This window comes from Rhizobacter sp. OV335 (assembly GCF_900142965.1).
In the GTDB taxonomy this organism is placed as follows: domain Bacteria; phylum Pseudomonadota; class Gammaproteobacteria; order Burkholderiales; family Burkholderiaceae_C; genus Rhizobacter.
Map to the genome: position 1 here is coordinate 145,965 of NZ_FRCQ01000002.1, position 13,681 is coordinate 159,645.

Sequence of the window (13,681 nt, forward strand, 5' to 3'; positions counted from 1 at the left end):
CCGCATGAGCAACCTGTCCTATGTCACCCCGCACGCCGATAGTCCCTGGCAGACCTACCTGTCGCAGGTCGACCGCGTGCTCCCCTACCTCGGATCGCTGGCCAAATGGGGCGAAACGCTGAAGCGCCCGAAGCGCGCGCTGATCGTCGACGTGCCGATCGAGCTCGACAACGGCACGGTGCGGCACTTCGAGGGCTACCGCGTGCAGCACAACCTGTCGCGCGGCCCGGGCAAGGGCGGCGTGCGCTACCACCCCGACGTGACGCTCGAGGAGGTGATGGCGCTGAGCGCCTGGATGACGATCAAGTGCGCCGGCGTCGGCCTGCCGTACGGCGGTGCCAAGGGCGGCATCCGGGTCGACCCGAAGGCGCTGTCGATGAAGGAGCTGGAGCGCATGACGCGCCGCTACACCAGCGAGATCGGCATCATCATCGGCCCGCAGCGCGACATCCCGGCGCCCGACGTGAACACCAACGGCCAGATCATGGCCTGGATGATGGACACGTATTCGATGAACACCGGCTCCACCGCGACCGGCGTCGTCACCGGCAAGCCGATCCACCTGGGCGGCTCGCTCGGCCGCGTGAAGGCCACCGGCCGCGGCGTGTTCGTGACCGGCCGCGAGGCGGCGCGCCGCATCAACCTGAACCTCGACGGCGCACGCGTGGCGGTGCAGGGCATGGGCAACGTCGGCAGCTCGGCGGCCGAGCTGTTCGTGCAGGCCGGCGCCAAGCTGGTCGCGGTGCAGGACCACACCGGTACGCTCGTGAACCCGAACGGCTTCGACATGGCCGACACGATGGAAGTGCTGAAGCGCGACGGCGGCATCGCCAACTACAAGAACGCCGAGCGCATCGACAACGAGGCTTTCTGGGACGTCGACTGCGACATCCTGATCCCGGCGGCCCTCGAAGGCCAGATCACCGCGGCGCGTGCGAACCGCCTGAAGGCCAAGCTGGTGCTCGAAGGCGCGAACGGCCCGACGCTGCCCGACGCCGACGACGTGATGCACGACCGCGGCATCCTGGTCGTGCCCGACGTGATCTGCAACGCCGGCGGCGTGACCGTCAGCTACTTCGAGTGGGTGCAGGATTTCAGCAGCTTCTTCTGGAGCGAGGACGAGATCAACGTGCGGCTCGACAAGATCATGGTCGATGCGCTGCGCCACATCTACGAGACCTCGGAGAAGCACAAGATCACGCTGCGCACCGCGACCTTCGCGGTGGCCTGCGAGCGGATCCTGATCGCGCGCGAGGAACGCGGGCTCTACCCCTGATCAACCGGCATGCGGCAACGCGGTGTTCGCCACTACCCCGGCGAACACCGCGAAGCCCAGCCAGTGGTTCAGGCGGAAGGCACGGAAGCAGCCGTCGCGCGTGCGCGTGCGGATCAGCGTCCAGTGCCAGCCGGCGATGCCGGCGGCCACCGCCAGCCCGGCGAAGAACGGCCAGCGCAGCCCCTGCTGCGCACCGAGCACGCCCCAGCTCGCGATGAACAGGCCGTAGAACGCCATCACGCCGGCCACGTCGAAGCGGCCGAGCGTGATCGCCGAGGTCTTGATGCCGATCTTCAGGTCATCGTCGCGGTCGACCATCGCGTACTCGGTGTCGTAGGCGATCACCCAGCACAGGTTGCCCAGCAGCAGGCCCCAGGCGAGTGCCGGCACCTCGCCGCGCACCGCGGCGAACGCCATCGGGATGCCGAAGCTGAACGCGACGCCCAGCACTGCCTGCGGCATCGAGAAGAAGCGCTTCGTGAACGGATAGAAGAGGCTGACGGCCAGCGCGGCGAAGCTCCACGCGATGGTGGCTGCATTGGTGGTCAACACCAGGCCGAAGGCGGCCAGCGCGAGCCCCGCGCCGAGCAGCAGCGCCTCTTTGACGCTGACCGCGCCGCTGGTGACCGGGCGCTGCGCGGTGCGCTTGACGTGCTTGTCGAAATCGCGGTCGGCGACGTCGTTGACGGCACAGCCGGCGCTGCGCATCAGGAAGGTGCCGAGCGTGAAGACGACCAGCAGGTGCCAGCCGGGAAAGCCGCCGGCCGCGATCCACAGCGCCGACAGCGTCGGCCACAGCAGCAGGTAGCTGCCGGCGGGGCGGTCCCAGCGGATCAGGCTCAGGTACAGCGACAGGCGCGACGGCGTCGGCGCGGTGGGTGCGGTCATGGCGCCCAGTCTATGCGCTGCCACCGCGCCTGCAGGCGCTCGGCCTTGGCCGGGTTCAACTGCGTCGCCCATTGCACGCGGCCCCACAGGTGCGCCCGGAAATCGGCATGGCCGTCGCGGTTCTGCGACGCCGGGCCGTGCAACGCGCACTGGTGCAGCACGGCGCGCAGCCGGTCGAACTCGGCACGCGGCAGGTTCAGGTGCTCGTTGACGACAACGCCGCAGACGCGCTGGGCCGATGCCTGCGTCGCCAGGCGCGTCTTGCGGTGGTTCAGCGCGTAGCCCTCTTCGAGCGCGATGCGGCCGACCCAGGTGGCGATGCGTTCGAACGCGCTGCGCAGCGACGCCGGGCCGGACAGCACCAGGTCGTCGGCGTAGCGCGAGTAGGTCGCCCCGAGCACATGGGCCAGGCCGTCGAGCCGCAGGTCGAGCTGAAACGCGCACAGGTTGGCGAGCATCGGCGAGCTCGGCGCGCCCTGCGGCACGTGGGCGCGGCGCAACGCACGAGCGTCTTGCCAGTCGACCCAGCCGTCGTCGCGCAGCCGCTCGATCACCGGCTCGGGCGTGCTGACGGTGCACAGCGCCGCGAGTTGGCGCGCGACCCCGCGCGGGTAGCCGAGCGTGTGGAACACCGCCGCGACCTGCGACGACAGGATGCGGCCGAAGAAGTTCTTCAGGTCGAAATGCATCACCACCGGCTGGCCGGTGTGCAGCCGTGCGTGCGTCAGCACCGAGCGGCCGGTCACGAAGCCGTGGCAGGCCTCGTGCACCGGCACCTTGTCGAGCAGGTCGTGCAGCACACGACCCTGCAAGGCCTTCAGCCGGCTGCGCGGGGATTCGATCACCCGGCCACCGCCGCTGCGCTTGGGCTGCAGCGTGAAGCCGTAGTGCTGGGACTGCAAGGGCAGCAGGTGGCGGCGGTCGTGCGTGAACCAGTCGAGGTCATCGAGCGTGATGCCGAGCCATGCGGCGATGGCGGCGCTGTGCGGCAGCGGCGGCAGGCCGAGGCCCTCCAGGCCCAGCGGGGCCGGGTGCATGCGCGAGGCGCGCAGGATCCATCGCCGCACGAAAGGCCTGGGTGTGGTCCGCACCGCGTCGGCGAAGGTGTCGGTGCGCTCGAGGCGATCGGCCAGGTCCTCGACGCTCTGGCGCTGCCACGTGGCTTCGGAAACAGGCTGCAGTTCATCGAGCAGCAGAGTCAACCAAGCCGGCTCGTGTCCGAGCGCGTGGGTGGCACGCGCGCGCAGCGACGTGCGCGCCTGCGGGCCCGCCCACAGCGCACGGGCCAACGCAAGGGCATTCAGATGGCGATGGCGGTGAGCGTGCATGTTCAGGTGCGGACACACACGCCGACCTGCCGGTCCCGTGCCAAGAAGACGTGCGCGTCAGCGCACACCCTCTTGCACCGCGGATGCCAAGATCGATTCGATGCCATGGGGGTACCCCACAGCCGGGCCCTGAACGGCGACCCGTGTCTGCTCGGCGTGTGGCCGCGCGCGGATTCTAGAGGCCGACCCCATGCGCCATCAATGACGCAGAGATGACGATCAGCACCAGCAGCGTCATTTGCGCGCCCAGCAGGCGCGAGATCAGCGTGTGCTCGCGGTCACTGATCTCCGGCGCGCGGCCCGCCTTCAGCGCGGGCGCCCAGCGGATGAAGCGCACCGTCGGGTAGATCGACAGCAGCCCGACCAGCACGAACAGCGTCAGCTTCAGGTGGAAGAACGGGCTGTGCGCATAGAACGACCAGCCCTTCTCGAAGTGCGCCGCGCGCACGAAGCCGACCACCAGCAGCAGCATCGCGAACAGGCCGTACCAGCGGTCGGCCAGCGCGATGCGCCTGGCCTCGGCGAGCGTCGGCGTGCGGCTGAACGTGAGCCATTCGAGGAACAGCGTCGCGGCGATGCCGAACGCGGCGATGAAATGCAGGGCGGCAACAAGCGAGCTGGCGATCATGCGGTCCTCCGGGGTTGAGAGTCTGCTAGCCGTCGAGTTTCTTCTGGAACACCAGGCCTGCGTGCTCGCGCAGCGCGTGGAACTTGATCTTCGGCCAGTTGGCCTCGATCGCGCGCAGCTCCGGCGCGTACTCGACCAGCACCGTCGGCGCATCGACCGCGTCGTAGGCCACGCGGTGGTCGTTGCCGTCGATGAAGCGCTTCAGCTCGCGCTCGCCGCCGTCGGCCTCGTCGCAGGTCACCCAGCGCGCCACCTGGAAGCGGCTCGGCTGGATGCGCGCCTTCACGCCGTACTCATGCTCCAGCCGGTGCGCGACCACCTCGAACTGCAGCTGGCCGACCGCGCCCAGCAGCAGCACCGAACCGGCCACCGGGCGGAACACCTGGATCGCGCCCTCTTCGCCCAGCTGCTGCAGGCCGGCCTTCAGCTGCTTGGTGCGCAGCGGATCGGCCACCTCGACGCTGCGGAACATTTCCGGCGCGAAGAACGGCAGCCCGGTGTAGAGCAGGTTCTCGCCTTCGGTCAGCGTGTCGCCGAGCTGCAGCACGCCGTGGTTCGGGATGCCGATGATGTCGCCGGCGAAGGCCTCGTCGAGCAGCTCGCGGCGCTGCGACAGGAAGCTCACGACGGTGTTCGGCCGCAGCTCCTTGCCCGAGCGGCCCACTTTCAGCCGCATGCCGCGCTCGAAGTGGCCGCTGGCCACGCGCACGAACGCGATGCGGTCGCGGTGCGCCGGGTCCATGTTGGCCTGGATCTTGAAGACGACGCCGGTGAACTTCTTCTCGTCGGGCTGGACCAGGCGCTGCGTGGCCTGGCGCGGGCCGGGCGGGGGCGCCAGGTCGACCAGCGCGTCGAGCACCTCGCGCACGCCGAAATTGTTGACGGCCGAGCCGAAGAACATCGGCGTCTGGTGGCCGGCCAGGAAGGCGGCCTTGTCGAAGGCCGGTGCCGCCTCGCGCACCAGCTCGATCTCGCCGTGCGCCTGCTCGTATTGCATGCCGAAGCGCTCGGCATAGGCCGGGTTGTCGAGACCGGAGAGGATCTCGTCATCGTTGTGGTGTCGATCCTCGCCGGGGCTGAAGACGCGCATCTGCTCCTCGCGCAGGTCCATCACGCCGTGGAACTGCTTGCCCATGCCGACCGGCCAGGTGAAGGGCACGACGCCCATGCCGAGTTCGCGCTCGATCTCGTCCATCAGCACCAGCGGCTCCTGCACCTCGCGGTCCATCTTGTTGACGAAGGTGAGGATCGGCGTGTTGCGCGCGCGGCAGACCTGCAGCAGCCGGCGCGTCTGCGGCTCGACGCCGTTGGCCGCGTCGATCACCATCAGCGCGGCGTCGACCGCGGTCAGCACGCGGTAGGTGTCTTCGGAGAAGTCCTGGTGGCCCGGCGTGTCGAGCAGGTTGATGACGCAGTCGCGGTATTCCATCTGCATCACCGAGCTGGCGACCGAGATGCCGCGCTGCTTCTCGATCTCCATCCAGTCCGACGTGGCATGCCGCGAGGCCTTGCGCGCCTTCACGCTGCCGGCGATCTGGATCGCGCCGGAGAACAGCAGCAGCTTCTCCGTCAGCGTGGTCTTGCCGGCGTCGGGGTGGGAAATGATGGCGAAGGTGCGGCGGCGGCGCACCTGCGGGGTCAGCTCGGAGGACATCGGGTAGGGGACTCGCGGGAGGGGCGCCGCCTGCAGGCGGCGCGAGGGGCGCATTGTCCCTCATCGCCCGGGCGTGGCTTCGGAGCGGCGCCCGGCTGACGGCGCTGACACACTCGCGCGATGCCGGAGTTGCCCCCGGTGCAGCGCATCGTGCATGCCGACAACGAGACCAACTACTGCGCGTGCCGCTCAGGCGTTGAAGTAGCGCCCCGGCGTCGTGCCGAACTCGCGGCGGAACATCGCGATGAAGGCGCTGAGGTTGCCGTAGCCGAGCTCGAGCGCGACGATCGTCACCGGCATCCCCGTGGCCAGCAGTTCGAGCGCTCGCATCAGCCGCGCGCGCTGCCGCCAGGCACTGAAATGAAAGCCCGTCTCGGCGACGAAGCGGCGCGTCAGCGTGCGCGGTGCGATGCCGGCCCAGGCCGCCCAGTCATCGAGCGAGCGCGTGTCGTCCGGACGGTCGCCGATCGCGCGGGCGATGCGCAGCAGGCGGCGGTCCTGGGGCAGCGGCAGGCCGAAGGCTTCGCGCGGCAGCGTCCGGATCTCGTCGTGGATCACCGTCGCCAGGCGCTGCTGGATGTCGTCGAGCCGTGCGGCGTCCGGCCAGCCGGCAGCGCGCAGCACGGCCTCGCGCAGCAGCCCCGAGCCGCGCATCGTGCAGGGCGTCTCGGGGAGCCCGGCACAGAACGGTTCGGCAAGGTAGACGCTCCAACCGGCGAACGGTCCATGGGAACGCAGCGCGTGCGGCTGGCGCGGCGGAATCCACACCACGTGAATGGCCGGCACCACCCACTGCCCGCGCCGGGTGCCGACCGACAACAGGCCGCGCATCGCGCCGAACAGCTGGCCACGCGCATGCGCATGCATCGCGGTGACGCGCGGATCGGCGCCTTGCAGCGTGGTGGCGAGCAGGGCCGGCCCGTCGGCGGCATCGAGCAGCGAGGACACGAACGAAGCGGAGGCCATTGGCGTCAATGCAGGATCGATTGGCCAGATTACCGCAGTGCCGCCACGATCGGGTGCCGAGAATCGCATCACACCCCCTTTCAGGAGACCGACATGCGAGCCGACGACGTGCTTTCCGACACCGCCAACCACGGCAACTTCAACGGCGTGCCCATCCGCAAGGGCACGATCGCCGCCTTCCTCGCGAATGCAAGCACGTGGAGCGATCCGGCCTCGAGCACCGCGCAGCGCGCGACGGCGGAGGCCCACATCGCCGAGGCGCTGCCGGCGCTGCGTGCGGTCGGGCTGTTCGACGTGCTGGAGGTGCGCGACCCCGCGCTGCGCGCCTGGCTTGCTCAGAGCCCCCCGAACCCGTTGTAGCCGTGCAGGTGCGACAGCGGCACGCCTACGGCGTGACCGTCACGAAGACCGGGTTCGAATAGAACCACAGGCTGGCGTAGTTGCGGTCGTTGATGGCGTTGACGCGGGCCGCGTTGTCGGCGCCGGTGGTCTGCTGATCGGCCAGCGGCTCGCCGTTGGCGGTCAGCCCTGCCACGTCCGGGGCCAGGTTGGTGCCGCGCAGGCGGAAGTACTGGCTCTTCTTCGCCTCGACCGGGACGCTGACCGAGACGTAGCCGTCGGCCTCGACCTTCCAGTCGGCTGCCGTGAAGCGGCGCAGCACCTGGGTCGAGGCATTCGTCGCCACGCCATAGGCGGGCGTGCCAGGCAGCGCCTTGCCCGTCACGTCGCCGACGATCAGGTCGACATGGTCGACGACCGGTTTCATGTTGCCGGGCGTGCCGCTGTCCACCGGCTTCTGGTAGTTGTTCAGGGCGGGGCTCTTGAAGCGGATCGTGACCGTCACGGGCTCGCCGGCGGGCACCTTGATTTCCTGGCCCATGAAGCCCTTGCCGGTCGACCCGCCGATGCGGAAATCCAGCGCGTCGATCAGGTCGCCGAACACGCCGAACATGCGGCCGTCGCGCAGGCTCTTCGTCAGCCCGCCGACGCCGGCCTGGCCCTCGGCCACCCAGACGTGGTTCTTCGAATACTCGCCCGGGTAGTAGCCGCTGCTGTTGCTGGCCGCGTCGATCTCGAAGTGCGAATCGGAGTCGGCGATGTTCCAGATGCGCCGGCCTTCGCCCAGCAGGGCATCCCACGTGCCGCCCACCTGGGCCACGATGGCATCGACACCGCCGTAGGTGCGGTTCGGCGCGTTCTCGGCCACATAGGCCGAGGTGTAGCCGCCCCGGTTCGGCTCCATCTGGTTGCCGACCATGCCTTCGATCATGAACAGGATGTCCGGTGCCAGGTCGTTCATCTGGCGCAGGTCGCTGATCGTGTACTTGCCGGGGTTGCGCGACGGGTGGTTGAGGGTCGCGAAGCTGGTCGCAGGGTAGTTCGTCTTCAGCCACGAGATCGCCTGCAGCGCGTCCGAGGCCGTGCTGTTGAAGCGCTGCGGGTACTTCACCTTCCAGACGGCGACGTCGGCGGGATCGAACTGGGACTCCGCCAGCGTCGTGAAGGCGTACTGGAACTCCTTCGCGCCACCGGTCGACGCCTGCAGCGTCGGCGCAGCTTCGAACAATGCGACGCCCAGGTGATCGTGGGTGGGCATGTCCCATTCGAAGCCCGAGAAGATCAGCTTGTCGCCATAGGTGCCGCCGGCTTGCAGCGCCTTGACGCGCGGGATCTCGTACGACGCCATTCCGTACGCGAACGGGACCGGTGTGGCCAGCAGCGTGCCGTCGTTGTCGTACTTGGACGAACGCAGGTGGTTGGTCAGCGCCATCCAGTCCAGCTTGTAGGTGGCGAAGGCCTTCTTCAGCACGAAGTCCAGCGTCTGCGTCGTGCGCGAATCATCGGATTGCACGGTGTGCACGTGCAGGTCGCCGGCCGTCCACTTGCCGGCCGGCTCGTTGATGGTGCTGGTGCTGCCGCTGTCGCCATCACCGCCGCAGGCGTAGATCAGGGAGGCGCTTCCCAACAACAACGACAGAAGCTTGATCCGATGGGACACGGGCACGATGGATTCCTTCGCGAAAAGGGATGGATCGTAGGAAGCCCTCGTGACACCGCCGTGAACCGTTGTTGCGTGCGCGCGATCGTCGAACTGTCACGGCGATTGCACATGGCGCCCCTAGAGTGGATTCCATGAAGAAGTACCCCTCGATCCAACGCCGCCGCCTGCTCAAGATGAGCCTCGCGTCCGCTTCCACGGTGGCCACAGGCGGCTTGCTGGCCGCTTGCGGCGGCGGCGACGATGACAATGCACCCGCGTCCACCAGCATCTCCAGCTTTGCGCTGGCGGTGTTGCCCGACACCCAGTTCTATTCACGCTACGCCACGTCCACGGAGAGCAGCCAGTACGAGCGCCACTACGGCAGCGAGCCGTACTACGCGCAGACCCGGTGGATCGCCGACAACGCGCAACGGCTCAACATTCCCTTCGTCATCCACCTGGGCGACGTGGTCGACCAGGTCGGCAAGCCCGAGCAGTGGAAGGTGGCCGACACGGCCATGCAGGTGCTGGAAGTCGCCAAGGTGCCGTACTCGATCCTGGCGGGCAACCACGACGTGCTGAATGACGTCGACTACGACGCGAGCCCCACGACCGGAACCGACACCCAGCGCGTGCTGGCCAACGAGCCCTACCTGCAATGGTTCGGCGCGAAGCGCGCCAGGCGCCAGTCCACCTTCGGCGAACGCGACGGCACCGGCTTCCACGAGTACCACGTCTTCAAGGCGCAGGAGCAGCAGTTCCTGGTGCTGTCGCTGTCCTGGCGCATCTCGGACGCCGGCATCGCCTGGGCGCGCGGCGTGATCGCGAGCCACCCCACGCTGCCGGTCATCCTGGTCAACCACCAGTTGCTGAACATCGCGCCGGACGCGGTGAGCCCGCTGGAGACCGGCTACGGCAAGATGCTGTGGGAGAAGCTGATCCGCGACAACGACCAGATCTTCATGACGCTCAACGGCCACCACCATGGTGGCGCCCACCTGACCAAGACCAACGACTTCGGCAACGCGGTCGAGGAGATGGTGGTGGACTACCAGATGGCCTACCAGGGCGGCAACGGCCTGATGCGGCTCTACGAGTTCGACCTCACGAACAAGCAGATCCAGGTGCTGTCGTTCTCGCCCTGGGTGCCGATGAAGCCGGCGGACACGCTGAACGCCTTCGACCAGGCCGTGCTGACCGAGCCCAACCACAGCTTCACCATCGGCATGGATTTCGCGAAGCGCTTCGCCCGCTTCAACCCGGGCTTCGGCAGCGGCCAGGCCACGGTGGCATCGTCGCTGGTGGAGCAGGCCAAGGCCCTGGTCCTGAAGGGCTACGACGAGCCGGCCGCCCCGGCCCAGCTGGCGGCCAGGGACACCGACGACTACCCCAAGGTGGCCTCCACCGTCGCGCACTGGCGCTTCTTCGGCGGCACCGAGGGCGCGGCCGTGGCACCCGGCACCCGGATCGCCGACGTGACAGGCGCCAACCCGCTGCAGCGCGATGCGCTCAACACCAGCGTGATCGTCGGCGCGGAGGCGGCGGACCTCGTGTGGAGCAGCGACCACCACCGCCTGTCGGCCGCGCCGGGCTCGGTGGCGTTCCTGAACACCAACAAGAACACGCCGCGCATGAGCTACTTCCTGACCGACACGGCGGCCGCCATCAATCCACTCACCTTCGCCGCCACCGGCTACACCATCGAAGCCTTCATCAAGATCGACAAGGCCTGGGACAAGTCGAAGCACGCCTGGATGAACATCATGACGCGCGACGGCAAGCGCGGCGATCTGTCCGGCTTCGACGGCGGCGATCCGGAATCCCCGCCGCTGCTGTTCGCGATCTCCAGCCTGCGGGAGGTGCAGTGGGAGGTGGTGCCCGACGTCACCGGCGCACGCGAAGGCGATGCCAGCTGGTCGGGCGAGATCATTGCGGGCACCTGGGTGCACATCGCGATCGTCAACGACGCCGCGACGCACGACACCGTGATGTACGTCGAAGGTGCGCCGGTGCTGCGCAACACCAGCAACGTGCCCGGCCTGGCCACGTTGTCCGCCGGCTCGCCCTGGGTGGTCGGCGCCGGCTCCTGGGACGGCGATCGTGCCGACGGCTTCTTCGGCAACATCGGTGAAGTGCGCGTGGTGGCCGAAGCCCTGCCGTCCGGCCGGTGGTTGACGGCGCGGCGCAGCTGACGGCGAAGCAAGCCCTGTTCAGCGCGTCACAGCCCCCCGAACCAGTTGTAGCCGTGCAGGTCTTCCCAGTAGCCGCTGCTGAACTCGTTGGTGACGGTGAGGCCGACCAGGTGCTTCGGGTTCTTGAAGCCGAGCTTGATCGGGAGGCGCAGGCGCAGCGGAAAGCCGAACTCGTCGGGCAGCCGCGTCGCTCCGGCGAAGCCGTGCGCCAGCAGCGTCTGCGGGTGCATCGCGCTCTCCATGTCGATGCTGGTGTAGTAGCCGTCGGCGCAGCGCAACGCGACGTAGCGTGCCGACAGGTCGGCCCCGACGCGGCGCAGGAAGTGCGACAGCGGCACGCCGCTCCACTGCCCGATCGCGCTCCAGCCTTCGATGCAGATCAGCCGCGTGATCTCGGTGACGACCGGCAGCGCGCGGATCTCGCCGAGCGTCCACGCGGCCGCGTGCTGCACGCGGCCGCCCACCTCCAGCCGCCAGGTCGCCTCGTCGATCTCGGGCACCGAGGCTTCCGAGTAGAACGCGTTGAAGCGGAACGGCTTCGTCAGGTCCGCCGCGGTGTACTTGGGCGCGCGCAGGCCGGGGCGAAGCAGTGCGGCCTGGGCACCATCGTTGAAGCGCGAGATGCGCCGGAGCACCGCCTGCATGCCCTCGCGCTCGGTCACGCTCACGGTCACGTCGCAGCCGGCCAGCAAGGCGGACACCCCGCCGGCCATCGACAGGCGCAGCAACGCGCGCCGGTCGAGCACGGCGCCACGGGCCTGCAACTCTCGCGACAGCAGGCGCATGGCGGCGGCTTCATCGGTGGGTAAGCGTTTCATCGGGTCTCCTCTCGCGTCTTGCGTCGCAGGCCCAGCATCGGCAGCAGCAGCTGCGGCGAGGCCAGCGCGAGCGCCACGTGCCCGGCGACGAAGCAGGCCAGCAGCGCCATGCCGGTGAAGTGGATGCGGCGCGTCATCTCGTAGCCGCCGAGCAAAGCCGACAGCGCCTGGAACTGCACCGGCTTCCACAGGCTGAGGCCCGAGGCCACCTCCAGCGCCAGCACCACCAGCACGCCCAGGTAGGCCAGCTTCTGGATCGCGTTGCGGCCGCCCTCACCATGGTCGAGCGGGTTGCGCACGAAGCGCTTCAGGTCGGCCGCGAAGGACGCCCGGCTCACCGACAGGTAGAGCCGGCGCAGGCGGCCGCTGGCGACCAGCGTGACCACGGCCATCACCCCGTTCGCGACGAAGACCCACATCGCGGCGAAGTGCCATTGCAAGGCGCCGGGCAGCGAGCCGCCGAGCGTCGCCCACTCGGGAAACGCCGGCACCCAGAACGGATCGGCCGCGTAAATCTGCCAGCCACTGGCCAGCAGCGTGAAGAAGCTCGCCACGTGGATCCAGTGCGTCGCACGGACCCAGCGGGGCGGCAGGCCGTGGTCCGGCGTGCTCATGGTGTCGGCGTCCTGCGGGTGTCGACGCTCAGATCGGCGGGATGAAGCCGTCGCGCCCGACCAGCACGATCCGTGCAGTCGCCGGAGCGCCTTCGTTCGGCTGGCCGATCACCATCACCTTGGCGCCGGTCACCACCAGCGACGGCTGGCCCGGCACGAACTGGCCGAACACGGTGGCGTTGTCGACCAGCACCGACTGGGTCTTGTCGCCGAAGCGCATTTCCAGCTCGCTGGTGCCGCCCTTTTTCACCAGCTTCGCGACGGTGGCGTTGGTCATCGTGCTGCGCTTGGCGATGTCCCACGGGAAGTGGCCCTCGTTGAGGCCGCGCGCGCCTTCGGGGAACACCATCACGCCGAGCGCACGGACCTTGCCGCCGGCGGCAGGCGCCGCGGCGATGCCGAGGTAGCTGTTCTCGCTGACCGCGGCGAGGCTGGTCTTCGAGACGTCCATGACCTGGTAGCCATCGGGCAGCTGCACGGTCGTGACCGCGCCGTTGCGGCCCTTGATGTCGAGCTGGTGGTCGCGCACCGCGACGACTTCGCCGCGGATGTGCACGCTGGGGTCGGCGGCCGACGCGCTGCCGGCCAGCAGCAGGCCGCCCACCAGGGCGAGTGCCGACGCCATGCGCGGCAGGACGGTGGAAGAGAGGGAAGAGGACAAGGTGAGGAACATCAGGGAACTCCGGTGGAATCGAGTCCCGTACTGTTCCCGGATCAGGGCGGCAGCGGCATCGGTCGAATGTCCGATGCCCGACCCAGGATGGCCCTTAACATCCCGTCTCATCAAACAGAGGAGGGTTCGGAGATGACCAGGATCGCCATGGCGGCAGTGATGCTCGTTCTTGTGTCGGCGTGCGCGATGCAACCGCCGCCTCCGCCGCTGCCGGCCGGAACGGAAAGCGCCAAGCTGAGAGTCGCGGTGAAGTCCGTCTATGCCACGAACATCGGCATCGGCCGTGTCCCGGAACAAAGCTGCAGTGCGTCCAGCGAGTACCTGCTCGGATGGTTCCATCCCTCGGTCTCGGGTGATTTCCAGAGTGGGCGACGTCTCTACAACCTGCGGGCCTCGATGTCGGTCCCGGCCACCGTCCCTCAGCACCTGCATGCCGAACACCAGGTGGCCGTCGGCAAGCCCTTCTTCGTTCGCTACCAGGCAGCCCTCACCAACTGTGCCGGCGTCACCCGACTCGATCTGAAGCCGGGCCGGGAGTACGAATTCCTGTTGACGATCGACAAGGGCGTCTGCGAGCCGCAGCTTTTCGAACTGTCGGCACCCTCTTCCCGCACCGAAGTGCCGGTGCCGGAATCGACGACCGGTGCGATGTGCCGCCTCTGA

At 68.6% G+C, this 13,681-nt stretch carries 13 protein-coding genes; 4 read left to right on the forward strand and 9 right to left on the reverse strand.

The window, feature by feature from the left end:
- Window positions 1-4 precede the first annotated feature (4 nt).
- A complete protein-coding gene (locus BUE42_RS02530; protein WP_235002047.1) occupies window positions 5-1,276 on the forward strand; it encodes a Glu/Leu/Phe/Val family dehydrogenase in 1,272 nt (423 codons plus the stop codon).
- Here BUE42_RS02530 and ubiA read toward each other — a convergent pair whose 3' ends face one another.
- The 5 genes from ubiA to BUE42_RS02555 form a co-directional block, all read right to left on the reverse strand.
- Window positions 1,277-2,164 carry a 4-hydroxybenzoate octaprenyltransferase gene (gene ubiA / locus BUE42_RS02535; RefSeq protein ID WP_073462530.1) on the reverse strand — a complete coding sequence of 296 codons (888 nt, stop codon included), beginning with the start codon at window positions 2,162-2,164 and terminating at the stop codon, window positions 1,277-1,279.
- The gene (locus BUE42_RS02540) at window positions 2,161-3,453 is read right to left on the reverse strand and encodes a reverse transcriptase family protein (protein WP_159445356.1); all 1,293 of its coding nucleotides are present in this window, start codon (window positions 3,451-3,453) and stop codon (window positions 2,161-2,163) included. The genes ubiA and BUE42_RS02540 overlap by 4 nt, the downstream gene beginning before the upstream one ends.
- Window positions 3,454-3,667: 214 nt before the next feature.
- The gene (locus BUE42_RS02545; RefSeq protein WP_083613832.1) at window positions 3,668-4,120 is read right to left on the reverse strand and encodes a DUF2214 family protein; all 453 of its coding nucleotides are present in this window, start codon (window positions 4,118-4,120) and stop codon (window positions 3,668-3,670) included.
- A gap of 25 nt (window positions 4,121-4,145) precedes the next feature.
- Window positions 4,146-5,774, reverse strand: coding sequence for a peptide chain release factor 3 (locus tag BUE42_RS02550; RefSeq protein WP_073462531.1), 1,629 nt, complete (start codon window positions 5,772-5,774; stop codon window positions 4,146-4,148).
- A 189-nt stretch (window positions 5,775-5,963) separates the two neighbouring features.
- A complete protein-coding gene (locus BUE42_RS02555; protein WP_073462532.1) occupies window positions 5,964-6,740 on the reverse strand; it encodes an AraC family transcriptional regulator in 777 nt (258 codons plus the stop codon).
- Between the two features lie 93 nt (window positions 6,741-6,833).
- On the opposite strand from BUE42_RS02555, the gene BUE42_RS02560 reads away from it, so the two are divergent.
- A complete protein-coding gene (locus BUE42_RS02560; RefSeq protein ID WP_073462533.1) occupies window positions 6,834-7,100 on the forward strand; it encodes a hypothetical protein in 267 nt (88 codons plus the stop codon).
- Window positions 7,101-7,125: 25 nt separating this feature from the next.
- On the opposite strand, the gene BUE42_RS02565 is transcribed toward BUE42_RS02560, so the two are convergent.
- On the reverse strand, window positions 7,126-8,745 hold the full coding sequence (locus BUE42_RS02565) for an S-layer protein (RefSeq protein WP_235002048.1): 1,620 nt from the start codon (window positions 8,743-8,745) through the stop codon (window positions 7,126-7,128).
- 128 nt (window positions 8,746-8,873) lie between these two features.
- Here BUE42_RS02565 and BUE42_RS02570 point away from each other — a divergent pair, with 128 nt between their 5' ends.
- Window positions 8,874-10,913: a laminin G domain-containing metallophosphoesterase family protein gene (locus BUE42_RS02570; protein ID WP_083613833.1), complete on the forward strand. Its 2,040-nt coding sequence runs from the start codon at window positions 8,874-8,876 to the stop codon at window positions 10,911-10,913.
- Between the two features lie 26 nt (window positions 10,914-10,939).
- On the opposite strand, the gene BUE42_RS02575 is transcribed toward BUE42_RS02570, so the two are convergent.
- Genes BUE42_RS02575 through BUE42_RS02585 form a run of 3 tightly spaced genes read right to left on the reverse strand, consistent with a single transcriptional unit; the run spans window position 10,940 to window position 13,018 of the window.
- Entirely contained in the window at window positions 10,940-11,731 is a 792-nt protein-coding gene (locus tag BUE42_RS02575; RefSeq protein ID WP_073462535.1) for a molybdopterin-dependent oxidoreductase, read from the reverse strand.
- A complete protein-coding gene (locus BUE42_RS02580) occupies window positions 11,728-12,345 on the reverse strand; it encodes a cytochrome b/b6 domain-containing protein (protein ID WP_073462536.1) in 618 nt (205 codons plus the stop codon). The genes BUE42_RS02575 and BUE42_RS02580 overlap by 4 nt, the downstream gene beginning before the upstream one ends.
- A 28-nt stretch (window positions 12,346-12,373) precedes the next feature.
- Window positions 12,374-13,018, reverse strand: a complete 645-nt coding sequence (locus BUE42_RS02585) for a hypothetical protein (protein ID WP_073462537.1) — start codon at window positions 13,016-13,018, stop codon at window positions 12,374-12,376.
- Window positions 13,019-13,150: 132 nt separating this feature from the next.
- On the opposite strand from BUE42_RS02585, the gene BUE42_RS02590 reads away from it, so the two are divergent.
- Complete coding sequence (locus BUE42_RS02590) at window positions 13,151-13,681, forward strand: hypothetical protein (RefSeq protein WP_143171263.1); 531 nt, start codon at window positions 13,151-13,153, stop codon at window positions 13,679-13,681.